Below are 22,869 nucleotides of genomic sequence, written 5' to 3'. Positions count from 1 at the left end.
CGCTGCGGTAGCGTCGTCGGGTACTCAGAACGGCACAACGTCGTCCACCAGCCACTGTCCATCCACATTGGCCATGGTCACGTTCACGCGTTCCTGGCTGACTCTCGGCTCACCTGCCGACTCTCCCGAGCCTGCCGCCGAAAGCTGCTCGACGAACACCACGAGCACCGCGCGGGCACCGCCGTCCTCGGAGAGCCGAACCAGCCCGGCACCGCTGATCACCGTCCTGATCACCGACTTGTGCTGCTGCGCGGCAGGGCGCACCACCGAGTTGAACGTCTCGGTGTAGATTCGCCGGAACCGGGGTGTGAGGTGGGTCCTGGCCCTGCGGAGGTTCTCGTCCAGCCTGCGGAAGTCGGAGGAGAGCACCTCCGGCAGCCGCCGCACGGCACTGTGTACGGCCGCCTGCCCCGGCTGTGACGGAATGGTCCCGGCCCGGTAGCCGCCCTGCCGCGCCGCGTCGGGCCGCACGTCTGCGGGCCGGTGCTGCGTCGCCAGGTACCAGGTGCCGGCACCGGCCACGCAGGTCAGCACAGCCAGCAGCACAGTCACCAGCCTGCGGCGGGCCGACCAGGTGGCTTCGCGGCGGCGCTGCGGCGCGCCAGCCGTCTCGGTCGTGGCGGTGTCCTGATCCTCGGTCAAGTCCTCGTCCCGCTCACGCGGCACCGGCGACGGCTTGCGGCCGGCCACTCGCTGCGACATGGTCACCACCCCACCTTGGTGATCTCCGAGGTCAGCCACTGACCGTCCACTTTCTCCAGCAGCACCCGGACCCGGTAGCGGTTGAGCTGCTCGGCCTTGTCCTGAGCACCGCCGCCGGTTCGGGACTTCGCGTCGACGCCGACGAGCACCTGAGCGCGGCTTTCGCTCTGGTACTCGAGCGCGGTCGCCTTGTCGGCGACCACGGCGGAGACGACCAACTCGCGTTCGGTCGCGCTGTTGGCGATCCGATCGCGTTGCCTTGCGTAATCCTCCTTGAACTTTCCGGTGGAAAGCGAAAGCACCCGGTCGGTGCTCGCGTCGAGATCGCGGTAGTCGATGGTGAAGAAGTTGATCGCCTGCCTTCGTGCCACGGCCACCGCCGAGGGGTCGATGTCCTGCTGCTGTCCCCACCACATCGCGCCCGACGTGGCGAGCAGACCGGCTGCGACCACCGCGAGCGTCCACGGCACCAGCGTGGCCGAACGCCATCGCCTCGGGCTGATCACCGCAATCCTCACCGAACCTCCTCCTCGACGGATCGAACCAGCAGCCACGCGAGCGGGTCAGCCCCTGCGGGCGGCTTCGGACCGATGGGTTCCAGCACCTTGCGCGGCGCGCCACTTTCGTCGACGACAAGTCCGACGGGCCGCGACGTCGAACCCGCCGAGCCACGGCCGCCCGTCGCCACAGTGGACTCTTCGCCTGGTCGCTGCGCGTTCTGCGAGCCCCGCACGTTGGGCGTACGCGGGTCGGTCGGCGGCGCGGCGCAGTGTGCCTCCAGGTTGGGAGGCGAGTTCGGCGGCTGCGGTGGCCCCTGCCCGTCCGCGGGAAGCCCGCTGGGCAGGTACTTCTTCGTGCCCTCGTAGCCGCTGACACACACCTGCCCCGGCATGTTGGGCAGGTCGAGCTGCGCGGCGAGCCTTCCCGACCAGATGAACTCACCGGTGCGCGGATCGATGTCGCAAGTGGACAGGATCGGCTCGCCGGTCTCCATGTCGTACTTGTCGCACGGGCGAACCGCCGACAGACCTCCCTCGATCGCCCTCGGCAGGATCGCGAGGCTCTTGCGCACACCGGGCAACCGGGGAACGGTCACGTCGGTGACCGTGAGCAGGTTGCGCAGCAGCAGCGGGAGAGTGTGCCGGGTGTCGCGCAGCAGCCCGCTTACCTGTTCCCCCGCGCGCAGCCCCTCGGTGAACACGGTGGCGACGTCGGAGTTCAGCGCGCGCATCTCGTCGCTGAGTCCGGCGAGTTCGGTCGCGATCGTTTCGGTGTCGTTGGCGTGCTCCAGTTGTGTGTCGAGCACCCGCGAGCCGGTACCGATGAGGTCGATGACGTCGTCGAGGTTACGCAGGCTTGTCGCCGTCAGCTCGTTGCTGCGCTCAAGCAACCGGCGCAACCGCGGCCCCGACCCGCTGAAGGCTCGCCCGGCCTCGGTCAGGGTGACGGCCAGGTCGTCCTCGGGCAACGATGCGGCCAGTGAGTTCAGATCGGAAAGCAGATCCTCCACCGGCAGCGGCACCGAGGTTCTCGATCGGTCGATCCGGCTGCCGTCACGCAGCGGGGGCGCCTGCTGCCGAAGCGGTGTCAGCTCGACCCTGAGTTCCCCTACCGCGGAGGTGCTGGCGATCGAGGCGGCCAACTCCGAAGGGATCTCCACACCGTTGTCGATCTCGAGGTCGACCAGCACGGAGCCGTCCGGCCTCGGACGCAACGCGGTAACGGTTCCTACCCGCACCCCGAGCTGGGTGACCTGCGCACGTGGGTAGATCCCTCCCGACGAGGCGAACTCCGCCGTGACCGTGTACGGCGGTGAGACCGCGTCCTCGATTCCGGCGAACCTGACGAGCCCGTAGGTCAGGGTGACCGCGGCGATGACCGCGAACACGAGTAGCTGGATGCGTTCCGACCCGCGCAGCATCAGCGCCCCCCAGGTAGCAGGTCGCCGAGGTCCGGCGGCGTCTGCGGTGCGGGCGGGAGTTCGGGAAGCTCGACCAGTGGCGGCTGCCGCGGTGTGGGCGCGGAGCGTTGCCCTCCGGCTGGCGGTTCGGAACCGGACTGTCCGGTTCCGCCGAGCAAGTGGCTGAGGGAGTCCATGTTCACGTTCACCGTGAGGTACAGGCCGAAGTAGTCACCCTTCATGGCGCGAACCGCGTTCTCCGGGAACGGGAAGGTGGAAAGGAAACGCAGCGCGTCGGTGAGCTGCCCGCCCGCCTTCGACAGCTCGCTCAGCACCGGGCGCAGCAGTTCCAGGGTGCCTACGGTGTCGCGCCTGCTTCGCTCGATGAGCGGTGTCGCCACCTCGGACAGGTGTGCGGTGCGGCGAAGCAGCCGGAGGAGTTGGTCCTGCTGCCGGTTGAGCACCCGCAGTCCCTCCGGTACGGCGTCGATGGCCGACCCGACGGCCTCGTGGCGTTCGGCCAGCGTCCCGCTCAGCCGGTCGAGCGAGTCCAGTGCCCTGGTGATGTCGCCCCGGTGCCGGTTCAGCGTCGTGGTGACCGAAGCCAGTTCCTCCAGCAGGCCGCGCACCCGCGGTTCCCGGCCGGACAGCGCCGTGTTCAGCTCCTCGTTGATCGTCTGGATGCGCTCGATGCTTGCGCCGTTGAGCACGGCCGAAAGCGCACCCAGCACCTGCTCGACGCCTGCGTCGGCCTGGTTGTCACCGCTGTCGATCACGGCACCTGGTTTCAGCTCGCCGCGGGACTGCTGCCCCCGCGGCGGGCCGAGCGCGACGAAGCGTTCACCGAGCAGGCCGGTCTCGGACAGCCGGGCGACGGTGTTGGCAGGCAGCGTGACCGAGGAGTCCAGCAGGCACACGACCCGAGGGCGCAGATCGTCGCCGAGTTCTATCGACTCCACCAGCCCGACCGGGACGTCGTTGGTCCGGCACGAGCCCTTCGGCGCGAGGTTGCCGACATCGTCGAACACCACCGTCACGCGATAGGGATCCGCTCCTACGGAGGCTCCCGCGGGCAGCGGCAGGCTTGCCGGTCCCGCATAGCTACAGCCGGCCAGCAGCAGCCCGCACCCGGCGAGCGCGGCGGCGACTGTGATGATCCCGCGGCTCATCGAAGGCCTCCCAGGAGGATGTCACCGAGCGATTCCGGGGGCCTCGAGGTCGTCGGCAGCACCTTCACCAGACCGCTGGCCACCTCGCCCAGGTTTTTGCCGGTCCTGTGCAGCGCCGCGCACAGCGGGGCCAGCCTCGGCCGCTGCTGTCGCGGCAGTTGCCCGCACACGGCTGTCATGACGTGTCCCAGCTGCACGCCGATCTCCTCGAACAGCACGAACCGCGACACCGGTGCCGACGTCCGTGCGTGCGCGGGCACCCGCTCGGGGTGGTCGATGTCCCAGTTCAGCGGCAGCGCGACGCGGGCAAGGTTGGACCAGGCAAGCGGTGTGATGTCGAGCAACTCGACCAGCTCCGCCTTGCGCTCTCTCACCGCTGCCGTCGTCGTGGCGAGGTCGTCGATCGCGGTCGCCAGCTCAGGGCGATGCTCCTGGACGAACTTCGCCAGCTCCGACATCGCCGAGCCGAGGGTGCGCACGGCGGTGCGCAGGTCCGTGCGTTGCCCGTTCAGCTCGGTGGACACAGTGGCCAGCGTGTCCACGAGCGAGCGGACCTGTGAGTCGTTCGCCGCGAGGTTCTCGCTGATGGAAAGCAGGTTGGTGACCGTGGCGGCGAGGTCGGGGCCGCCAGCCGCGAGGGTGTCCACCGCGTCGGAAAGGTCGGCGACCGTGCGGTTCATCGCGTCGCCGTTTCCTTCGAGGTTCTCGGCCAGCGCACTGATCAGTTCCGACAGCGCGCCGTCGCGGTTGGCCCCCTGCGGGCCCAGTGCCCTGGCCAGCTCGTCGAGCCCCCGGTAGGTTTCGTCGATCTCGACGGGTTCGGCGGTGCGGTCGGTGTGCAGCGTGGCGCCGTCGGGCAGTACGGCTCCGCCGGTGTAGGGCGGTGTGAGCTGGATGAAGCGGTCACCGAGCAACGAGGGCGGCACCAGCGCGGCCTCGACGCCGGAAGGAAGGTCGCGGTCGCGCTCGTAGCTGAGCTCGACCCGCACCCTGGTTCCTTCCACGGTGATCGAGTCCACCTTCCCGATGCCGACCCCGAGCACCTTGACCTGCGCTCCGGGGTGCAGGCTGACGGTCCGTTCGAAGTAGGCGGTGAGGTGTTTGCTGTCGTCGGTGCTGGCGACAGTCATGATCCCGGCCGCCAGCAGCAGTGCGACCACCACGGCCGCGACCGCGCGTGTCAGCGCGCTCAACGTCCACCCCCGTATCCGCCGGAGGTGTCCGGCGCGGGTCCCAGCGGCAGGCACGGCTTGGCCACACCGTTGATGCGCTTGTTCAGTTCGGTGAGCACCGGGTCGAGCAGTTCGGACAACGGCGTGTGCTCGTAGCTGCATGCCGCGCCTCCGCGAGGCAGCATCGCCAGCCCGTCGAACCACGGCCCGGAACCGGCCTGGTTGTTGAAGGTTCTGGCGTAGGTGCTGGCCTGGTTGAGCGCCTCGGAGAGGTTGCGCTCGTTGTCGGCGAGCACGTCGAGCACCTCGTTCAGCTTGCGCAGGGTCGGGCCGAGCTGATCCATGTTGTCCCGCACCAGTCCACGCACCTGCTCGGCGAGCGCGGTGGTGCCCTGAATGAGGCCGCGGATGGTTTCACGGCGGTCGTGCAGGGTGGCCACGACCTGGTCCGCGCTCCTGATCAGCTCGGAGATGTCGGCGTTGTGACCCGCGATCGTGCCGGTGACGCTTCGCGTCCTGGACAGCAGTTCCTTGAGCTCGGCGTCCCTGGACGCGACGGTGCCCGACAGCGAGGACAACCCGTCGAGGGTGGCCCTGACGTGCGGGGCCGTGTCCTCCAATGTGGCCGATATGGTCCGCATCGCCTTCGCGAGTTGTTCGGTGTCGAGTTCCTCCACCGTGCGGTGTGCCCGTTGCAGCGCGGGCACGATGTTCAGCGGCGTGGTGGTGCGCTCCAGCGGTATCTCGCTGCCCTCCGCCAACTCGCCCCGACCCTCCGGCAGCAGCGCGAGGTGGTGCTGGCCGAGCAGCGACTTGATCTCGATCGAGGCCCTGGTGCCCTCGGGCAGCGAGACGTCCTCGACCTCGAAGCTCACCACGACCCGCGCTCCGACCAGTTCGATGCGCTCCACCGTGCCGACCTTGATCCCGGCAATCGTGACGATCTCGCCTTCCTGCAGCCCGGATGCGTCGGTGAAGGCCGCGCGGTAACTCCTGCCGTCGCCCACCAGTGGCAGCTTGTCGAGGTTCAGCACGCCGAGCAGCAGCAGCGCGACGGCAGCGGCACCGGCGACGGCAAGCACTCTGGGGTCGCGTTCGGACAGTGACCGCCGCAGGGAGTAGTCCGTTGCTCTGGGTATCATCGCGAACCACTCCCGGCACACACGGTGTCCTTCTCGCTCGCGCTGTTGGAAAGCGGCGCACGCAGTGTCATGACCTCGCCGAGCAGCCCGATGCGGATGTCGGCCGCACACTGGTAGAAGTTGAAGAACGAACCGTAGGAAGAGGTCCGGTTCATGTTGGACAGCTTGCCGGGAAGGCCACGCAGCAGCTCGTCGAGATCGTTCCTGTCGGCGGCCAGCTTGCCCGCCAGCGCCCCCAGGTGGCCGACGTCGGCGCGCAACGGCTCCCGCAGTTCGCCCAGCAAACCACTTCCCGCGTCGAGCAAGGCCGTCATCGACTCCAGCGACCGCCCGATCGGTTCCCGCTCCTGCGCGATGCCTTTCATCAGGTCACGAAACCGCACGATCAGTTGGGTCATGCGGTTTTCGCGCTCGTCCACCGCCACCAGCACCGTGGTGAGGTTGTCCACAACACGCCCTATCACCGCGTCCTTGTCGGCGACGGAGCTGGCCAGCTGTGCCGTGTTGCGCAGCAACGTGGTGACGTTGCCGCTCTCACCCTGCAGGATCTGGATGATCTCGGCGCTGAGCTGGTTGACATCGCGCGGCGACAGCGACCGAAACAGCGGCTGGAACCCGTTGAACAGCACGGTCAGGTTGAGCGCGGGCTTGGTTCGCTCCTGCGGGATCGTGGAGCCCGCCGCCAGTGGCGACCCGCCTGCGCTTTCCACGATCGCGAGGTAGCGGTTGCCCACCACGTCCGCCCACCGGATCTCCACGGTGGCCTCGCGGTACACCGGAACGGACTTGTCGACGTCGAAGGTGACCTCGGCGGAGCTGCCTTCGCCCAGCTCGACCGACTCCACGTGCCCCACCACGACACCGCCGATGCGCACGTCGTCGCCCTCGGCGACGCCGAGCGCGTCGGTGAACACGGCCGCGTACTCGTGAGTGGGGGTGAACGACAGGTTCCCGACCAGTGACGCGAGCACGGCCGCGACCAGCGCCGCCGCCGCCGCGAACACGCCGACCTTGATCACCGAAGTGGGAAAGCGTCTCATCGGAGCGTCACCTCGCTTCCTGGCGCAGCGGTCCCAGCAGCAGCCCGCCGAGTGAGCCGGTGTGCGTGGCGGTGCCACGGTCGTCGCGGTTGGGCGCGATGTCCTGGGCCGATCCGGTGGCGGGCGGCCGCGGCAGCGGTCCCGTGGTTGCGGATGCCTTGCCGGGAAGCTCCCGGACGCGCTCGGGAACGATCGGGCAGTAAGGCTCCCAGGACTGGATTCCCGGCGGGAGGTTGCTGACGTGTGCGTCGCTGTTGGGGTTGCTGGGCAGGTCCTGCGGGTAGCTGTACGGCGGCCTGCTGACGAACGCGTCCAGGGTGAGCCGGAAGTACGGTCCCTGTCCCCCGATGACGAGGTTGGCCGCCTTCTGGGACTGCACCAACCCGTCGATGGTGCACGGGATCTGCCCGGAGTAGTAGGCGAGTAACTCCATGACGGATCGCTGCCCGGCCGCCAGCCGGACGAGCACATCGGCGTTGTCTTCGACGACCTCGCTGGTGGCGTCGGAGGTCTCGATGCTCTGCCGCAGGAACTGGGCGAAAGTCCGTTCCTTCGGCACGAGCAGCTCAGCCGTGACCCGCCGCGAGTTGTCGAGTATCCGCACCAACTCGTCGGCACTGCCGGCGTAGACATCGGCCGTCGCCGACGCCTTTCGCAGCAGTGCCATGGAGTCTTGCAGGTGCGGACCGAATCGGGTGAGCAAGCGTTCGAGCAGATCGATCGTTTCGCCGAGTGTCGCTCCGCGCCCTCGCAGTGCGTCGGCGACGGCGTTCAGCGTCAACGACAACTGCTCCGGGCGCAGCGCACGCAGGGTCGCGTTCAGGTTGGTGAACAGCTCGCCGAGTTCGACGGACTCGCGAGACTGCCTGATCTCGTCTCCCGAGGCGATCCGCCGCGCGGTCGGTTTCGGCGGGGGACGCAGGTCGACGTACTTCTCCCCGAACAAGGTCTTGGGCACGATGGCGGCGTCCACGTTGGCCGGGATCAGACCGACGTGTTCGGGATCGAGGGAAAGGCGCACCACCGCTTGCCTGCCGTCGGAGACCACCTCGCGCACGGTGCCGACCAGCACTCCCTGGATCTTCACATCGGACTGTGAGATCAGTCCGAGTCCTGCCGAGGGAGTGGTCAGGGTGACCTCGACACTGCGCTGCCAGGGAAGTTCCCTGTTGAAGCCGCTCCAGGCTCCCCATGCCGCCAGCAACAGCAGCGCGACGAAAACCACGCCCACGATCGGCTCAAGATGTCGCCGTGCCGACCCGAACTCGCTCATGGCGCTACCCCGCTATCCGCACGGTGGCCGTGGCGCCCCACAGCATGAGGCTGATGAAGAAGTCGAGGATCACGACGAGGACGAGCGTGAGCCGCACCGCCCGCCCGACCGCGACACCCACCCCCGCGGGTCCGCCCCTCGCGCGGAAGCCGTAATAGCACATCACCAGCGCCATCACGACCGCGAACACCAATGCCTTGACGAAGGAGTAGACGATGTCGATCGGTGGCAGGAAGAGGTCGAAGTAGTGTTCGTAGGTACCCGGCGTCTGTGCGAAGTAGAAGACACTGATCGACTCGGTGGCCAGGTAGGAGAAGAACAGCGCGATGATGTAGATCGGGATGATCGCCAGCACGGTCGCGATCACGCGAGTCGTGACGAGGTACGGTATGGAGGGCACCGCCATCACCTCGAGCGCGTCGATCTCCTCGTGGATGCGCATCGCGCCGATCTCGGCGGTGAAACCCGCGCCCACCGTGGCGATCAGCGCGTTGGCGGCGATGAGCGGCACGGCCTCCCGGGTGTTGAAGTAGGCGGAGATGAAGCCCATGAAGGCCTCGGCACCGATCTGCCTCAGCCCTTCGAAGCCGGCGAGCCCCACCACCACACCGACGGCCGAGGTCTCCAGGATGACGATGCCGATCGTGCCTGCGACCAGCGCCATCCCCCCGCGCCCCAGGCTCACCTGTGCGACCAGGCGCGCGATTTCGGTTCTGTACCGGCGAGCGGTCCGGCCGGTCCAGCCGAACACCTTGAGGTAGAACAGCAACTGGTCGCCGAGGTTGGCAAGCAGCCGGTAGAGCCCCGCCGCGGCGCGAACCGGCACCTTTACCAGTGGCGAGGGGACCTCTGTCCTCACCATGGCCGTCAGAACCCCTTCGGCGGCACGAGTTGGTAGTAGAGGCCGGTCAGCACGGCATTGACGATGAAGAGCAGCACGAACGAGACGATCACCGACTGGTTCACCGCGTCTCCCACTCCTTTGGGGCCACCCTTGGCGTTGATCCCCTGGTACGCCGCGACGATGCCCGCGATGAGCCCGAACAACGCGGCCTTGACCAGTCCGACGTATAGGTCGGGCAGGTCTGTCAGCGCGGTAGCCGACCGCAGGAACACCCCGCCGGAGCCGCCCGCCGCGAAGACCACGTAGAGATAGCTGCCCAGGATTCCGACCGCGGCGACGATCACGTTCAGCAGCACGGCGACGAGCGTCATCGCGACCACGCGCGGGACCACGAGGCGCTGGATCGGCGAGATTCCCATGACACGCATGGCGTCCAGCTCTTCCCTGATCTTGCGCGAGCCCAGGTCCGCGCACACCGCCGACCCTCCGGCACCGGCGACCACCAGCACCGTGGCGACAGGTGCGACCTGCTGCACGTTGGCGAGAACCGCCGCGGCGCCGATGTTGGACTGCCCACCGAGTTGCTGTAGCAGCGCACCGACCTGCAACGAGAACGTGGCTCCGAACGGGATGGTGATGGCGCATGCGGGAAGCAACGAGACTCTGATGACGAACCACGCCTGGTCGAACGCCTCCCGCCACTGGAACGGGCGGCGGAACAGCTCTCGCAGGGTCCGCATCGCGAAGCCGGCCAGATTTCCCGCTGGGACAAGCCATCCGGTCAGCAGACTCGGCAACGGGTTGTCGGTGGAGCGGTCGGCGCGCTCGGATCCCGAGGACCTGTCACGGTCGCGAAGCGATGTCGTCATGGCCGCTTGCATCCGGATTGGGACAGATTCGCTGCCATGAAGGCGAAAGAGACCATCAATGGGTCCTTTCCGTTCCATAAGCGACATTGCCCGGAACTTCCTACTGCACAGTACGTTAGAGTGATGGGCGACACAAGATGCCGCCGTACCGGCAAGATTCGCCACCGCGACCTCGCGCGCGAACACCGCGACCGGACCGCTTTTGCTGCCCGCGAACGCGTTGCGGCGCCCTTCGAACGCCACACCCGTTCAGCGCGCGAGCACCGGGCCTTGGTTCTTCGTCCGGTGCCGAGCCGCAAACCGGCACCACGGCGCGAACGGCGAGACCCGACCGACTCCATCCGGGAACCGGGGTGTGACCGGAGATCCATGGCGGACCTACCCGATTTTGGGCATGCGGCGACCAACGGGACCCCACCACATGCATCGATGTGGATGTCGCAGCCCAGCTTCAGCTCATCACAAACAATTGTCCGTTGACTCCGATCAAAAGTCGGCTTACTGTTCCATGCGGCGAAGACACCGGTGCATCGAGGCGTTGGGCGGCAATCCCGCCGACTCCTCGATCGGAGCAGGCTGGGGGCCACCGCGTGAGAAGGACTCGATGCGGAGTACCGAAGCTTCACCGTCGACCTCGTCCGCTGCGCTGCCCCGACGGTTACCGGCGCTGGGCAGCGGCCTCACCCGGCGCACCCGCGGTCGCACCTGTGCACCGACGTGATCGCTTCCACCCACATCCCCATCCCCACCGAACCCTTGCAGAGAGGTAGGTGACCATGCGAATACCGCGCATGGTGGCACTGGTGGCCGCAGTGGGCACGGCACTCGCCGTCGCACCGGCGACCTCGGCGGCACAACCCGCACCGCCGGCCGATACGGAGTTTCAGAAGGTCACGCTCAACGACAGTCCCGGCGAGCCCATCGATCTCGCGGTGGTGCCCGACGGCCGGGTGCTGCACACCACCCGTGCGGGCGAGTTGTGGCTGCACGATCCGCGAACCCGCCTGAACACGCTGGCGGCCGAACTCGACGTCTACACCCACGACGAGGAAGGGCTGCAAAGCGTCGCGGTCGATCCCGGCTTCGACGGCAAGAACAACAGGTGGGTGTACCTGTACTACGCACCTCCGATGGACACCCCGCGCGACGACCCCGCGACCCCCGATGTGAACGAGGGCGACGCACCGACCAGCGGCAACCCCGCCGACTTCGAACCGTTCAAGGGCATCCAGCGACTGTCGCGATTCCAGTTGGTGGGCAACAAACTCGACCTCTCCAGCGAGCAGCAGATCCTCGAGGTGGAGGAGGACCGGGGCATCTGTTGCCACGTCGGCGGTGACATCGCCTTCGACGGCCAGGGCAACCTGTACCTGTCCACCGGCGACGACACCAACCCGTTCGAGTCCGACGGATACGCCCCGATCGACGAGCGAGCCGACCGCAACCCCGCGTTCGACGCCCAGCGCAGCTCCGCCAACACCAACGACCTGCGCGGCAAGGTGTTGCGCATCCGGGTGCAACAGGACGGCTCCTACACCATTCCCGAGGGCAACCTGTTCGAGCCGGGGACACCGAAGACCCGTCCGGAGATCTACCTGATGGGCCTGCGCAACCCGTTCCGGATCGAGGTGAACGGAGGCGGTGACCTCTACGTCGCCGACTACTCCCCCGACGCGGGCTCGGCCGACCCGCAGCGCGGTCCTGCCGGGCAGGGACGCTGGTTCGTGGCGAGGGAGTCCGGCAACTACGGCTGGCCCTACTGCGTCACGCCGGACATGCCCTACATCGACTACGACTTCGCCACGGAGGAATCGGGCGAGGCGTTCGACTGCGCGGCGCCACGCAACGACTCCCCCAACAACACCGGCCGCACCGAGTTGCCACCGGTCGCGCAACCCGACGTGTGGTACGGCTACGGCGCCTCGGAGCGGTTCCCCGAACTCGGCACCGGGGGCATCGGCCCCATGGCGGGCCCCGCGTACGACTACGACGCGGCCGACCGGCGTGGCAGCAACCCGGTGGCCTGGCCGGAGTACTACGACGGCATGCCGCTGTTCTACGAGTGGACCCGCGACTACATCAAGGGTTTCCGGCTCGGTGAGGACGGCGGGGTGGCCTCCATCGAGGACGTGCTGCCGTCGATCCCGGTGTTCGGGCCGATCGACATGGAGTTCGGACCTGACGGGGCGCTGTACGTGCTCGAGTACGGCAAGGGCTACTTCGCGGAGAACCCGCAGGCGCAGTTGGCTCGCATCGACTACATCGGCCCGCACGGCAACCACACGCCCGTGCCGGAGGTGTCGGTCGACACCGACAACGGGCGTACTCCGCTGACGGTTGCCTTCTCCAGCGACGGCACCCAGGACCCCGACGGTGACCGGATTCGCTACGAGTGGGACTTCGACTCCGACGGCCGGGTGGACTCCTGGCAGGCCAACCCCACTCACACCTATCAGCAGAACGGCGTCTACACCGCGACGCTGAAGGTGACCGACGTCGGTGGCAAGCATCGAGGCCGGTCGGCGTCGGCGGAGGTCGACATCGTGGTCGGCAACCAGGCACCGGTGGTGGAGTTCGTCAGCCCCACCGACGGGCAGTCCTTCACCTGGGGTGACGTGATCGAGTTCGAGGTGTCGGTGACCGACGATCAGCCGGTGGACTGCTCGCGCGTCGAGGTGACCTACATCCTCGGCCACGACGAGCACGGTCACCCGCAGACCACCGCCTCCGGTTGTACCGGCTCGATCGAGACCACGGTGCCGGAGGGACACGACCCCGCGCACGACGATCTGGCGGGCGTGTTCCACGCGACCTACACCGACCCGGGCGGCGACGGGGTGCCTTCGCTGTCCGGTGAGGCCCAGGTCGTGCTGCAACCCACCCAGTGAGAACCGACCCGTGGTGCCCCGCCCGGTGGTGGGGCACCACGGGTCTTTCCGCGAAGTGGGGCGAACCCCTTTCGCGCCGCCGTCGTTGATGAGCACACGACGCGACGGTGCGAGCGGGAGGACTGCGGATGCGCACAACCAGTCTGGCGGCGGTGGTCGCCCTGACCGCCGGGATCGTGCTGGCAGCACCGGTTTCGGCCGGTGGTGAGCCTTCCGGTCCGGACAACGTCTGCATCCCCAGCGTGGCCGAGACCGACGTGCTCGAACCCGGGCCGGTTGACATCTGTGTGAGCGTGTTCAAGCCCGCCGCCGCGTCGAAGGACAACCGCGTCCCCGTGCTGCTGCACAGCCACGGCTGGGGCGGCAGCCGTACCTCCGCGCCCGGTTCGTTCCAGCGCTACCTCGACGCGGGCTTCGGCGTGGTCAGCATCGACCAGCGTGGCTTCGGGGAAAGCGGCGGTAAGGCACACGTCGAAGACCCCGCCTTTGAGGGCGCGGACGTCATCGCCGTCATCGACTACGTGGCGAGTCTGGACTGGGTGAAGCGCGACGGCCCGGAAGACCCGGTGCTCGGCGCGATCGGCGGCTCCTACGGCGGTGGCTACCAGTTCGTGGGCGCGTTCACCGAACTGATGCTGACCGGCCGCACGCGCTTCGACGCGCTCGCTCCGCAGATCACCTGGTACTCGCTGAACGAAAGCCTCGCGCCGAGCGATGTGGTACGCACGGCGTGGACGGGTCTGCTCTACACCGCGGGTCTCGACGCGCACACCTCGACCGTCCACGCCGGATTCGCCGAGGGCATGGCCACCGGGAACTGGCCCGCGAGCATGGCCGAGTTCTTCCACGACAACGGTCCCGGCTTCCACGTCGAGCAGGGCAGGAAACTGGACATTCCGGTACTGCTGCGGCAGGGCAGCAGCGACAACCTGTTCCCGCTGGATCAGGCGATCGACAACTTCGACCTGGCGCTGACCGACCGTGCCCGCCGCGACAGCCTGCTCATCGGCTACAACGGCGGGCACGCGCTGCCGAACGTGCTACCCATCGGCACGGCGGTGCCCGGTGACGCGTGTTCGGCACGGCTGAGCGGAGCCGGTTACGACGAGCTGGAACTGCGGTTCTTCGCCGAGAACCTGCTGGGCGCCCCGCGCGAGCTGACCGGCCACGGCCGCTACCACCTGATGACCGCCCGCGGTGACTGCCTCAGCGTGGACTCGGTCGCCCCGACGGCGCGGTACTCGCTGCCCGACATCACCACCACGACGGCGGCGGGCCTGCCGCAGCAGATCAAGATCGCCGACGGCCCGCTGACCATCGCGGGCACCTCGCAGCTGGACGCGCTGGTCACCGCACTGGGCGTGGACAGCAGGGCGTTCTTCGCGCTCAGCGTCGGCACCTCGGCGGTGGACGCGCAGGTGGTCCAGAACAACGTGCTGCCGCACCGGGAGGAAAGCGTCGGCCTCGGCACCCGGCGCCAGATCGAGCTGCCGTCGGTGGCCGCCACCGTCGAGGAGGGCGAGTCGCTGTTCCTCACGGTGAGCCCGGTCTCGGACATGTTCGCGCTGCACGGCAGCCGCACGCCCGGCGCGATGCTGCTCAAGGACGTGAGCGTGAAGCTTCCCGTCGTCGGCTGACGCGTGCCATGCTCACCGCTGGGCCGCCGAAGCCGACGAGCGGACCACGCGCAGGGTCCGCACGGCGCGCTCGGTCTCCTCGGTGACCAGGTCGGCGTTGAGCTGGGCCGCCGCCGCGCTGCCCGCTGCGGCGGCCATGCCGACCTGGGCCATGGGGTCACTGACGTTGCCCGCCACCCAGACACCGGGCACGTCGGTGCGCCCGGTCGCATCCGCGGCGAGCGACTCGCCCATCGGGTGCGGCACGGGGGTGCAGCCCCAACTCGGTGAGGAAGCCGGCGCGCGCCACCATTCGCGGCGACACCGCGACGAAATCGAGTTCCACCACGGACCCGTCACCGAGTCGCACGCCGAGGAGTGTGTCGTCGACGATCCGCAGTGCCACCACCTCGCCGTCGATCGTGGCGATTCCGCGTGCTGCCAACTGCTCGGCCTGTTCATCGGTCACCGGCCTGCCCCGCGAGAAGAACCGGACGTGCTCGCTCCACTGGCGCAGCAGCAACGCCTGGTGCACCGACATGGGTCCGGTGGCGAGCACGCCGATCGTGCGGTGTCTGGCCTCCCAGCCGTGGCAGTACGGGCAGTGCAGTACGTCGCGGCCCCAGCGTTGCGACAGTCCCGGGATGTCCGGCAACTCGTCCGCCAATCCGGTGGCCACCAGTAGGCGCCGTGCCCGGGTCTGGCTGCCGTCGGTCAGCCTCACGACGAAGGAGGTCGCCGCGCCCTGCCCGTTCTCGTCGCGGCGAACGGTCTCGACCTCACCGGGCACCACCTCGCCGCCGTAGCGACGCACCTCCGCCCGACCGCGCGCCAGCAACTCCGCCGGCTCGGTTCCCTCGCGGCCGAGCAGGCCGTGCACCCCGGCGGCCGGTGCGTTGCGCGGGCGGCCCGAATCCAGCACCACCACCCTCCGCAGGGCACGGGACAGCGTCAACGCACCGCTCAGCCCCGCCGCACCACCTCCGATCACCACCACGTCATAGCTGTCACGCAACCGATCGACCATGCGAGATCACCTCCACCGGCAACGATCCGCCCACCGCGCGAAAGGTGACAAGAATTCTTGCCGATTCGGCAAAAATGACCACGGATGCTGCGCCGGAGCCGGTTGTCAGGCGCAACCGAGCCGGCCGGCCACCTCGGTGAGCGCCTTCCCCAAGGGCAGCTCCACGCGGAGCCGGGCGTGGCTGTCGCCGCGGGTCTCCCCCTGGTTCACGATCAGCACCGGCTTGCCCTGCTCCGCGGCACGGCGGACGAACCGCAGTCCGGACAGCACCGTCAGCGAGGAACCCAGCACCAGCACGGCGCTGGCTTCCTCGACCAGTTCGTAGCACCGCCGCACCAGCGGGCGCGGCACGTTCTCGCCGAAGAACACCACGTCCGGCTTCAGCACACCGGAGCCGCACGCGGCACACGGCACGAGCCGGAACTCCCGCACCACGTGCTCGGCGAGGTCGACGTCACCGTCGGGGTTGAGCTTCGTCGCCTCGGCGCGGAAGGACGGGTTGGCCTGCCGCAGGCGTCGATCGAGCTCGTGCCGTGCGCTGGTTCGGCGGCAGGAAAGGCACACGACACGGGCGAGGCTGCCGTGCAGTTCCGCCACTGCGCTGGCTCCGGCCCTCTGGTGCAGGCCGTCGACGTTCTGCGTGATGATGCCCGACAGGTAGCCGCCCGCCCGCAGCGCAGCCACAGCGTGGTGGCCCGCGTTCGGCCTGGCGCGCGCGACCGTGGCCCAGCCGAGGTGGCTGCGCGCCCAGTACCGGCGCCTGCCTTCCTCGCTGCCGACGAACTCCTGATAGGTCATCGGCGAGTGCCGCCGCAGCGTCCCACCCGCGCCCCGGTAGTCCGGGATACCCGACTCGGTGGAAATGCCCGCGCCGCTGACCACCACCACGCCACGCTCACCCAGCACCCGCACGACCTCGTCCAGGTCGGTCGTCACGGGCGCGGGCACACCGGTCGGTGTCCAGGTCAGGGTCGGCCTCATCCGCACGGTTTCCAGCCTACGGGGCAACCGCGCCCTGTTCCCTGGGCACGACGCGATCGGGCAGGCGCAGCCGCGCTCCATTGGTACGACGTCGAGCCGACGGCCCGCCAGGCTCACGACGAACTCCTTGCCGGGATGTCGTGATGGCCGCGCTTGATCGTGCCGCCTTCGCCGAACGTGTACCGCCTCCGTTGACCGGCACCTGAACCGGGTTCAGGAAAGACCAAGACCCGCGAAGCACGGGTGATCGTGATCGGCGAGCGGATGTTCACCATCGCGATCACCGCGGACTCGCCGGCGGCGCGGATGGACTGGCGGGCCGATTTCACCGCGTTGCGCTACCAGCTCGTCGATACACCGCCGAATGTTGAGAAGGGCCTGCGCCGCTACCTGGATACCCTGGGTCTGGCCTACGCCGCAGTGGATTTCGCCATCGATGCCGAGGGGCGATGGTGGTTCCTGGAATCGAACAGCTCCGGCCAGTACGGCTGGCTGGAAGCCCAGACCGGGGCACCGATCACCACGGCCCTGGCCGACCTGCTCACCCACCCAAGGGGACGCCCGTGACCACAACGAACACCACCACTGACGTCGAGTGGGAGCCGCACGCGCAGCGGCTCGCCGACGAGTTGGCCGCGGCGGGCAAGCTCACCGACCCGCGTCTGGTCGACGCCGTCCGAGCGGTTCCCCGGCACGCGTTCGTCCCCACGTACCACCAGCAGACCTCGGACGGCAGCTGGGCGCAGCGCGCCAGCGTCGACGACCTCGCCGCCGTCTACGCCAACACCGCGCTGATCACCGCGCTCGCCCCGACCGCGACCGGCGGCACGACGGTGCTGTCGTCGTCGACCCAGCCAGGGTTGATGACCCGCATGATCGAAGCTCTGCACCTCACCGACGGTTCGCGGGTGCTGGAAGTCGGCACCGGCACCGGCTACAACGCCGGCCTCCTGGCGCACCGGCTCGGCGACGAGCAGGTCTACTCGGTCGACGTCGAGGCCGACCTCGTCGAGCTGGCCCGCCAGCGGCTTGCCGGACTCGGCTATCACCCGACGCTGGTCGCCTGCGACGGAGCGGCCGGGCTGCCGGAACACGCGCCGTTCGACGCGATCATCGCCACCTGCGCCGTCCCCGCGATCCCGCGGGCCTGGGTCGAGCAGGTCCGGCCAGGCGGAGTGATCCTGACCGACCTCAAACCCGCGCCCGGCGCAGGCAGCCTCGTCCGCCTCACCCGCACCGCCGAGAACCGCGCGGAAGGCCGGTTCGACGCGACCTACGCCGCGTTCATGGATCTGCGGCACACGCCAGGCGACAACCCGGCCGGATTCCGCGTCGAACGCGACCACGACCAAGCCGAACACCGCACCACCAGCCTCGACCCGAACACCCCCTGGAACTCGCTGCTGGTCTGGTTCCTCGCCTCCTTCGAACTCGGTGCCGAGATCGCCTACGGCTACACCCTCCCCGAGGGCGGCGCCATTCCCGCCTACAGCGGCACCCCACCGACCGCATCCTGGATCGCCACCCCGGACGGCTCCTGGGCCGAGATCGCCCTCGCCACCCACGACGGACAGCATGAGGTCGCCGAAGGCGGACCCCGCCGCCTCTGGCGCTTCGTCGAGCAGGCACACCGCACCTGGAACGACCTCGGAAGGCCAGGCTGGGACTCGTTCGGGCTCACCGTCACACCCGACACCCACACCGTCTGGTTCGACCAGCACACCTGGCGGCTCGCGCCCCGTTGATCGGTCTCAGCAAGATCGCGCTGATCGCCGATCTTCGGCGAAGGACATCACCGCACTCTCGAAACGTCTGGCTGCCATTCGTGCCCTCCGCCTCCACCCGGGTGGTCAGATATCGGCGCCGGACCGCTGTGCCGAGAAGCCGTACGCCTGTGCGATCGCCTCCTCGATGTCGCGGCATTCGATCCCACCTTCCTCGGCAACCGTGAACCCGAGTTCCAGCAGGCGCAAGGCGATGGAGCGCAGCAGCGCAAGGACGCCGGTGTCGCCGCTGTCCTTGCGGCGGTAGAGGGCTTCGGTTTCGCTGTCGACGGCGCGCGCTATGCGCAGCAGCGCGGCGGGTAGGTCGACGTGCGCCGGTGGTCGCAGTGCCCGGATGGCGGCCGCGCCGGGTTCGTTGGTCGCGACGTGCGGCTGCCGCGCCGCCCGCAGCAAAGCGGCGGCCGTACACGGATCGCCTTCGCACAGGAGGAGCCGCTCAATCAGCTCCGCTTGAGCAGGCACGAGCGAGACGGACAGTTCTGCGGTCGCGTTGTCGTACAGCACGGCGGTCGATCCGTTGCCGCTCATCGGGATTCCCGCCTCGCGCAGCCGCCGCCGTGGAGGTCCTCCAACTGACCGTGGGTGCGTTCACACATCTGGGCGAGCACATCCTCGATGTCGTGCCACTGCCGGTGGGACAGTCTGGGCCGGGTGGCGAGTGTGTTGGCCATAGCGCCTGCCTTCCTTCGGTTCGCGGCCGGATCGACCGACAGCACCATGGAATGTGCCCGGGTGGGTGCGACATCGCGCGGCAGCGATACACACCGAGCTTCACACCCATTACTCTCGGGATTCAGGCCTGATCACCGCACAGGGAGCGGAAAGCCGATGGCACGCGAACCGCACCAGATAGCTGAGTTGCGCCGGGAACTGGGCGAACGCCTGTCGGCCTTCCGCAAGGCGGCGGGTCTCACGCAAGGCGAGTTCGGGCGGCTGACGCACCGGGACCGAAGCTCGGTCAGCCACATCGAGAACGGGCGCGCGCAGGCCGACGAGCGGTTCTGGCGGCTGGCGGACGAACGGTGCGGCGCGAAGGGTTCGCTGTTCGCCGCGTTCGAGGAACTCGAAACGGCCAGGCGCGACCACGCCGAGCACGCGAAGTCCCGGGAACGGCGTGAGTGTAGGGCGAAGGTCGAATCGCTGGGCCCGTTGCGCGCACAGCCGTGGGCGCCGCCGGAATCGCGAGGTCTCGACCGCGTGGACGACGAACTCGCCGCGCTGGAACTCGCGCGCCGGGTCGAGGCCAGCGACGTCGGCGATTCGACACTGACCGCGCTGGAACACACCTTCGACGCACTAGCGATGTCGTACTGCGACACGCCACCCGCCGTGTTGCTGGAGCGTTTGCGTACCCATCTGGCCTACGTGGAGCGGCTGCTGGACGCGCGCGCTACCTTGGCGCAACATCGGCGGCTGCTCGTGGTCGGGGGCTGGCTGTCGTTGCTTGCGGCGACCGTGCACATCGACCTCGAACACACTGCCGCCGCTACGGCACGGCTGCGGACGGCCATCGCACTGGCCGAGCAGGTCGGGCACGACGAGATCCGGGCGTGGAGCTACGAGACCGAGGCGTGGCGGGTGCTCACCGATGGCGACTACCGGCGAGCGCTGGAGCTGTCGCGCCGGGCACGGCACGCGGCGCCGCCGGGCAGTTCCATCGCTATCCAGGCCACGGCGCAGGAAGGGCGGGCCCTGGCCCGCCTCGGGCAACGGCGCGAGACCTACCGCGCGATCGAACGCGTGCACGAGTTGGTGTCACCGCGTAAGCGTCCTGACCAGCCGGAGCACCACTACCGGTACGACCCGAACAAGTCCGTCTCCTACACCGCGACCACCCTGGCGTGGGCGGGTGATCCGGCCGCCGAGGAGTACGCGCGGGAGGTCATCGCACGGCTGTCGCCGAGCGAGGATGTCGGCAGGTGGCCCCGCAGGGTCGCCGCCGCGAACCTGGATCTGGCGTTGGCGCTGGTCGCCGCCGACCGGCCGGACGAAGCATGTGACGCCACCCGACGCGCGCTGCTGTCGGGGAAGGTGGTGCCGTCCAATCGCTGGCGGGCCGCCGAAGTAATTCGCGCAGTGGAAGCCCGCGGGTTATCGGAAGTCACGGAAGTACGGGAGCTGTATGACCAAACGCGACGACCGTTGACCGATCCACTTTGAACGGCGCACGGCTAGCGAAAAGCGGGCCGTGGCTGTCAGCTCTCGTCACCGCTGCATACCGCCAACTCTCCACCTGGCATGCAGACCACCTTCATTCCGCCTGGCCCTGCCAGCGTCCACGATTCGTATTCCTCGTCCGAACTGACGTGGACGCTCGTGCCGTCACCGAAAGACACCAGCAGCCCGCCGGATTCGTCTGTGCCCGCCAACTCCACGGTTCGACCTTGCAGCGTGGCCAGAACCGCGCGACCCCGGTCGGGATCCACACCCGGCGAGAGTTCGACCTGTCCTGCCGGATTCGAAACCTGGAAATCGTTCTCGATGCCGATCTCGTAGCCACCGGAGAAGCGAATGACTGCCAGGTGGTCGAAATCGCAGGTTGTCACCGACCGACCTGAGAGGTCGAGCTTTGTCATCACCAGCCCTTGTGTGGGATAGGAACCGTCAGATTCTCACGGATTGTGTGTGTCTTCGATCGTGGACCCTGCTTTCCGTTCAGTCCAGATGAACGACCGGGAGGCTGACGATGCCTTCGGGCAGCCAGAGCCGTTGCACAGTTCCACGCCGGACACGTTGGGACCGCCGCACAAGCCAAGTCCGACTGCGGCCGAGGGCCGAGGCGGCGGCGCGTCACAAAAACCCTAGTTGTCGGGGGCGCGACCGCTGACCACGGTGAACCCAGTTGCGTTACGACTGGGGGAGTTGAGTAGCGTGCAGGACATGTCGAGCCCGGAAAGTTTCAAGGTGGGGGCTTTCGGTCACGCCGTCAGCCCCTTGAACCGATAGGTTCTTCGTTCGCGTCCTGACCTCTTTCGTCGGTCGGGGCTACTGCGCGCGCTGTTGGGGCGCTGACCGCGGTGACGAGACGTCGTCTTCTCGTTGTTCTCTTCACTTCGGAGTAGTTTTATGCCTCTTGCGCTTTCTCTGCTTGCTGTGGCGGTCTTCGCCATGGGTACCTCGGAGTTCATGCTCGCCGGGCTGCTGCCGGACATCGCCTCGAGCTTGGAGGTTACGGTCGGCACGGCCGGACTTCTGACCTCGGCGTTCGCGGGCGGGATGATCGCCGGCGCCCCGCTGATGGCAGGGCTCGCTCGCCGCTGGCCGGCCCGGAAAAGCCTGCTCGGGTTCGTGCTGGTATTCGCGGCAGTCCATGTTGTGGGTGCGCTGACATCGAGCTTTCCGGTTCTGCTCGGTACCCGTGTGATCGCCGCGTTGGCGAATGCGGGTTTTCTGGCTGTCGCCCTGGCGACCGCATCTGCTCTCGTGGCACCCGGTCAGAAGGGGCGTGCTCTGGCGGTGCTGCTGTCAGGAACGACGGTGGCCATCATCGCCGGGGTTCCCGGCGGGGCGGTCCTGGGCACCGTGCTGGACTGGCGCGCCACGTTCTGGGCGATAGCCCTCCTGTGCCTTCCCGCGGCCCTCGGTGTCGTGCAAGGGATTCCCACCTGCCCCAACACGTGCGAGCAGGACACGACCAACCCGGCCCTGGGTACCGAGCTTGCCCAACTCGCCCAGCCGCGGCTGATCTTGGTCATGGTGTTGGCGGCACTTGTCAACGCCGCCACCTTCGGAACTTTCACCTTCCTGGCCCCGATCGTCACCGACACTGCTGGCCTCGCCGAGCTCTGGGTTTCGGTTGTGCTGGTGCTCTTCGGGATCGGATCCTTCCTGGGAGTCAGGATCGCGGGGCGCCTGTCCGATCAGCGTCCGGGCCAGCTCATCGCGGCCTGCGGCCCACTCGTGTTGCTCGGCTGGATCTCACTCGCCGCCCTGGCCGCCCACCCGGTCGCATTGCTCGTGCTGGTACCTGTTCAGGGCGCGTTCTCCTTCGCCTTGGGCAGCACCTTGATCGCCCGGGTGATCTACGAGGCATCAGGCGCTCCCACCATGGGCGGCTCCTATGCGACCGCGGCCCTCAACCTTGGTGCGGCCGGCGGCCCGGTTGTCGCGGCAGCCACCCTCGAAACCGGCCTCGGAGAGCTCGGCCCTGTCTGGGCCAGCAGCATCCTCGTCGCGATCGCGTTGAGCATCGCCCTGCCACTCCTACGGGTCATCACGCCCCGCGTCGCCAGGCAGCAGGCGACCCGATGACCCACGCCAACGCCCCGTTGAATATCGAAGGCCGACAACGCCTCATCGAACGGTGGCCGGACCCGACCGATCGCCCACCTCGCCGCTGAAACGGGTATCTGCCAAGCCTGCGCCACCGAGAGGGTCAACCCGCTGGCGCAGGCTCGGCGAAGCCGGTCCGCCGGACTGAGGCTCGCTCCGTAACACAGCCCAACAGCAACCCCAACCTGGG

General features: G+C 68.4%; 22 protein-coding genes. 6 read left to right on the top strand and 16 right to left on the bottom strand.

The features are described from left to right. Nucleotides 1–24 precede the first annotated feature (24 nt). Genes SACMADRAFT_RS09785 through SACMADRAFT_RS09740 form a run of 10 tightly spaced genes read right to left on the bottom strand, consistent with a single transcriptional unit; the run spans nucleotide 25 to nucleotide 10,111 of the window. Nucleotides 25–708, bottom strand: a complete 684-nt coding sequence (locus SACMADRAFT_RS09785) for a hypothetical protein (protein ID WP_157617227.1) — start codon at nucleotides 706–708, stop codon at nucleotides 25–27. After that, nucleotides 705–1,220: a hypothetical protein gene (locus SACMADRAFT_RS09780; RefSeq protein ID WP_009153645.1), complete on the bottom strand. Its 516-nt coding sequence runs from the start codon at nucleotides 1,218–1,220 to the stop codon at nucleotides 705–707. The genes SACMADRAFT_RS09785 and SACMADRAFT_RS09780 overlap by 4 nt, the downstream gene beginning before the upstream one ends. Further along, the gene (locus tag SACMADRAFT_RS28485) at nucleotides 1,217–2,623 is read right to left on the bottom strand and encodes an MCE family protein (protein ID WP_009153644.1); all 1,407 of its coding nucleotides are present in this window, start codon (nucleotides 2,621–2,623) and stop codon (nucleotides 1,217–1,219) included. Before SACMADRAFT_RS28485 ends, SACMADRAFT_RS09780 begins: the two co-directional genes overlap by 4 nt. Further along, the gene (locus SACMADRAFT_RS09770; protein ID WP_009153643.1) at nucleotides 2,623–3,771 is read right to left on the bottom strand and encodes an MCE family protein; all 1,149 of its coding nucleotides are present in this window, start codon (nucleotides 3,769–3,771) and stop codon (nucleotides 2,623–2,625) included. Before SACMADRAFT_RS09770 ends, SACMADRAFT_RS28485 begins: the two co-directional genes overlap by 1 nt. Beyond that, nucleotides 3,768–4,964 (bottom strand): MCE family protein, encoded by a 1,197-nt coding sequence (locus SACMADRAFT_RS09765; RefSeq protein WP_009153642.1) that lies wholly within the window; start codon nucleotides 4,962–4,964, stop codon nucleotides 3,768–3,770. Before SACMADRAFT_RS09765 ends, SACMADRAFT_RS09770 begins: the two co-directional genes overlap by 4 nt. Further along, nucleotides 4,961–6,085, bottom strand: a complete 1,125-nt coding sequence (locus tag SACMADRAFT_RS09760) for an MCE family protein (protein WP_009153641.1) — start codon at nucleotides 6,083–6,085, stop codon at nucleotides 4,961–4,963. Before SACMADRAFT_RS09760 ends, SACMADRAFT_RS09765 begins: the two co-directional genes overlap by 4 nt. Then, the gene (locus tag SACMADRAFT_RS09755; RefSeq protein WP_009153640.1) at nucleotides 6,082–7,125 is read right to left on the bottom strand and encodes an MCE family protein; all 1,044 of its coding nucleotides are present in this window, start codon (nucleotides 7,123–7,125) and stop codon (nucleotides 6,082–6,084) included. The genes SACMADRAFT_RS09760 and SACMADRAFT_RS09755 overlap by 4 nt, the downstream gene beginning before the upstream one ends. Nucleotides 7,126–7,132: 7 nt before the next feature. Continuing rightward, nucleotides 7,133–8,398 (bottom strand): MCE family protein, encoded by a 1,266-nt coding sequence (locus SACMADRAFT_RS09750; protein WP_009153639.1) that lies wholly within the window; start codon nucleotides 8,396–8,398, stop codon nucleotides 7,133–7,135. A gap of 4 nt (nucleotides 8,399–8,402) precedes the next feature. Next, on the bottom strand, nucleotides 8,403–9,260 hold the full coding sequence (locus tag SACMADRAFT_RS09745) for an MlaE family ABC transporter permease (protein WP_009153638.1): 858 nt from the start codon (nucleotides 9,258–9,260) through the stop codon (nucleotides 8,403–8,405). Nucleotides 9,261–9,265: 5 nt separating this feature from the next. Continuing rightward, the gene (locus SACMADRAFT_RS09740) at nucleotides 9,266–10,111 is read right to left on the bottom strand and encodes an MlaE family ABC transporter permease (protein ID WP_009153637.1); all 846 of its coding nucleotides are present in this window, start codon (nucleotides 10,109–10,111) and stop codon (nucleotides 9,266–9,268) included. Nucleotides 10,112–10,887: 776 nt separating this feature from the next. Here SACMADRAFT_RS09740 and SACMADRAFT_RS09730 point away from each other — a divergent pair. Together SACMADRAFT_RS09730 and SACMADRAFT_RS09725 are read left to right on the top strand one after the other, a co-directional pair. Further along, nucleotides 10,888–12,999 (top strand): PQQ-dependent sugar dehydrogenase, encoded by a 2,112-nt coding sequence (locus SACMADRAFT_RS09730; RefSeq protein WP_009153636.1) that lies wholly within the window; start codon nucleotides 10,888–10,890, stop codon nucleotides 12,997–12,999. 128 nt (nucleotides 13,000–13,127) lie between these two features. After that, a complete protein-coding gene (locus tag SACMADRAFT_RS09725; protein ID WP_009153635.1) occupies nucleotides 13,128–14,636 on the top strand; it encodes an alpha/beta fold hydrolase in 1,509 nt (502 codons plus the stop codon). Between the two features lie 12 nt (nucleotides 14,637–14,648). Here SACMADRAFT_RS09725 and SACMADRAFT_RS31265 read toward each other — a convergent pair whose 3' ends face one another. The 3 genes from SACMADRAFT_RS31265 to SACMADRAFT_RS09715 all read right to left on the bottom strand — a co-directional run bounded on the left by SACMADRAFT_RS31265 (nucleotide 14,649) and on the right by SACMADRAFT_RS09715 (nucleotide 16,623). Next, nucleotides 14,649–14,813 carry a hypothetical protein gene (locus SACMADRAFT_RS31265; RefSeq protein WP_332307201.1) on the bottom strand — a complete coding sequence of 55 codons (165 nt, stop codon included), beginning with the start codon at nucleotides 14,811–14,813 and terminating at the stop codon, nucleotides 14,649–14,651. Beyond that, nucleotides 14,794–15,642, bottom strand: a complete 849-nt coding sequence (locus SACMADRAFT_RS09720; protein ID WP_332307200.1) for an NAD(P)/FAD-dependent oxidoreductase — start codon at nucleotides 15,640–15,642, stop codon at nucleotides 14,794–14,796. Before SACMADRAFT_RS09720 ends, SACMADRAFT_RS31265 begins: the two co-directional genes overlap by 20 nt. Before the next feature lie 105 nt (nucleotides 15,643–15,747). Further along, nucleotides 15,748–16,623, bottom strand: a complete 876-nt coding sequence (locus tag SACMADRAFT_RS09715; protein WP_040925625.1) for an NAD-dependent protein deacetylase — start codon at nucleotides 16,621–16,623, stop codon at nucleotides 15,748–15,750. A 243-nt stretch (nucleotides 16,624–16,866) separates the two neighbouring features. Between SACMADRAFT_RS09715 and SACMADRAFT_RS29625 the strand changes: the two genes are divergently transcribed. Together SACMADRAFT_RS29625 and SACMADRAFT_RS09705 are read left to right on the top strand one after the other, a co-directional pair. After that, nucleotides 16,867–17,190, top strand: a complete 324-nt coding sequence (locus SACMADRAFT_RS29625) for a hypothetical protein (RefSeq protein ID WP_009153633.1) — start codon at nucleotides 16,867–16,869, stop codon at nucleotides 17,188–17,190. Further along, nucleotides 17,187–18,368 carry a methyltransferase domain-containing protein gene (locus SACMADRAFT_RS09705; RefSeq protein WP_009153632.1) on the top strand — a complete coding sequence of 394 codons (1,182 nt, stop codon included), beginning with the start codon at nucleotides 17,187–17,189 and terminating at the stop codon, nucleotides 18,366–18,368. Before SACMADRAFT_RS29625 ends, SACMADRAFT_RS09705 begins: the two co-directional genes overlap by 4 nt. Before the next feature lie 105 nt (nucleotides 18,369–18,473). On the opposite strand, the gene SACMADRAFT_RS09700 is transcribed toward SACMADRAFT_RS09705, so the two are convergent. After that, nucleotides 18,474–18,935, bottom strand: a complete 462-nt coding sequence (locus SACMADRAFT_RS09700; protein ID WP_009153631.1) for a hypothetical protein — start codon at nucleotides 18,933–18,935, stop codon at nucleotides 18,474–18,476. Then, on the bottom strand, nucleotides 18,932–19,078 hold the full coding sequence (locus SACMADRAFT_RS09695) for a hypothetical protein (RefSeq protein WP_009153630.1): 147 nt from the start codon (nucleotides 19,076–19,078) through the stop codon (nucleotides 18,932–18,934). Before SACMADRAFT_RS09695 ends, SACMADRAFT_RS09700 begins: the two co-directional genes overlap by 4 nt. 157 nt (nucleotides 19,079–19,235) lie before the next feature. Here SACMADRAFT_RS09695 and SACMADRAFT_RS09690 point away from each other — a divergent pair, with 157 nt between their 5' ends. Further along, nucleotides 19,236–20,567, top strand: a complete 1,332-nt coding sequence (locus SACMADRAFT_RS09690; RefSeq protein WP_009153629.1) for a helix-turn-helix domain-containing protein — start codon at nucleotides 19,236–19,238, stop codon at nucleotides 20,565–20,567. A 35-nt stretch (nucleotides 20,568–20,602) separates the two neighbouring features. Here the strand turns inward: SACMADRAFT_RS09690 and SACMADRAFT_RS09685 are convergent, their stop codons facing one another. Further along, entirely contained in the window at nucleotides 20,603–20,953 is a 351-nt protein-coding gene (locus tag SACMADRAFT_RS09685; protein ID WP_157617226.1) for a DUF6188 family protein, read from the bottom strand. Between the two features lie 520 nt (nucleotides 20,954–21,473). On the opposite strand from SACMADRAFT_RS09685, the gene SACMADRAFT_RS09680 reads away from it, so the two are divergent. Beyond that, nucleotides 21,474–22,658 carry a Cmx/CmrA family chloramphenicol efflux MFS transporter gene (locus SACMADRAFT_RS09680; protein ID WP_009153627.1) on the top strand — a complete coding sequence of 395 codons (1,185 nt, stop codon included), beginning with the start codon at nucleotides 21,474–21,476 and terminating at the stop codon, nucleotides 22,656–22,658. Nucleotides 22,659–22,869: the final 211 nt, after the last annotated feature.

It is taken from the genome of Saccharomonospora marina XMU15 (assembly GCF_000244955.1).
Classification (GTDB): domain Bacteria; phylum Actinomycetota; class Actinomycetes; order Mycobacteriales; family Pseudonocardiaceae; genus Saccharomonospora_A; species Saccharomonospora_A marina.
Note: the sequence above shows the minus strand (reverse complement) of the source record. Positions and strands in the feature narration are given on the sequence as shown.

Coding starts and splice junctions, on each gene's coding strand:
- SACMADRAFT_RS09695 (WP_009153630.1), bottom strand. CDS start 19,078: ATGGCCAACACACTCGCCACCCGGCCCAGACTGTCCCACCGGCAGTGG.
- SACMADRAFT_RS09730 (WP_009153636.1), top strand. CDS start 10,888: ATGCGAATACCGCGCATGGTGGCACTGGTGGCCGCAGTGGGCACGGCA.
- SACMADRAFT_RS09680 (WP_009153627.1), top strand. CDS start 21,474: ATGCCTCTTGCGCTTTCTCTGCTTGCTGTGGCGGTCTTCGCCATGGGT.
- SACMADRAFT_RS09770 (WP_009153643.1), bottom strand. CDS start 3,771: ATGAGCCGCGGGATCATCACAGTCGCCGCCGCGCTCGCCGGGTGCGGG.
- SACMADRAFT_RS09740 (WP_009153637.1), bottom strand. CDS start 10,111: ATGACGACATCGCTTCGCGACCGTGACAGGTCCTCGGGATCCGAGCGC.
- SACMADRAFT_RS09690 (WP_009153629.1), top strand. CDS start 19,236: ATGGCACGCGAACCGCACCAGATAGCTGAGTTGCGCCGGGAACTGGGC.
- SACMADRAFT_RS09700 (WP_009153631.1), bottom strand. CDS start 18,935: ATGAGCGGCAACGGATCGACCGCCGTGCTGTACGACAACGCGACCGCA.
- SACMADRAFT_RS28485 (WP_009153644.1), bottom strand. CDS start 2,623: ATGCTGCGCGGGTCGGAACGCATCCAGCTACTCGTGTTCGCGGTCATC.
- SACMADRAFT_RS09755 (WP_009153640.1), bottom strand. CDS start 7,125: ATGAGACGCTTTCCCACTTCGGTGATCAAGGTCGGCGTGTTCGCGGCG.
- SACMADRAFT_RS09750 (WP_009153639.1), bottom strand. CDS start 8,398: ATGAGCGAGTTCGGGTCGGCACGGCGACATCTTGAGCCGATCGTGGGC.
- SACMADRAFT_RS09720 (WP_332307200.1), bottom strand. CDS start 15,642: ATGGTCGATCGGTTGCGTGACAGCTATGACGTGGTGGTGATCGGAGGT.
- SACMADRAFT_RS09760 (WP_009153641.1), bottom strand. CDS start 6,085: ATGATACCCAGAGCAACGGACTACTCCCTGCGGCGGTCACTGTCCGAA.
- SACMADRAFT_RS09715 (WP_040925625.1), bottom strand. CDS start 16,623: ATGAGGCCGACCCTGACCTGGACACCGACCGGTGTGCCCGCGCCCGTG.
- SACMADRAFT_RS09725 (WP_009153635.1), top strand. CDS start 13,128: ATGCGCACAACCAGTCTGGCGGCGGTGGTCGCCCTGACCGCCGGGATC.
- SACMADRAFT_RS09745 (WP_009153638.1), bottom strand. CDS start 9,260: ATGGTGAGGACAGAGGTCCCCTCGCCACTGGTAAAGGTGCCGGTTCGC.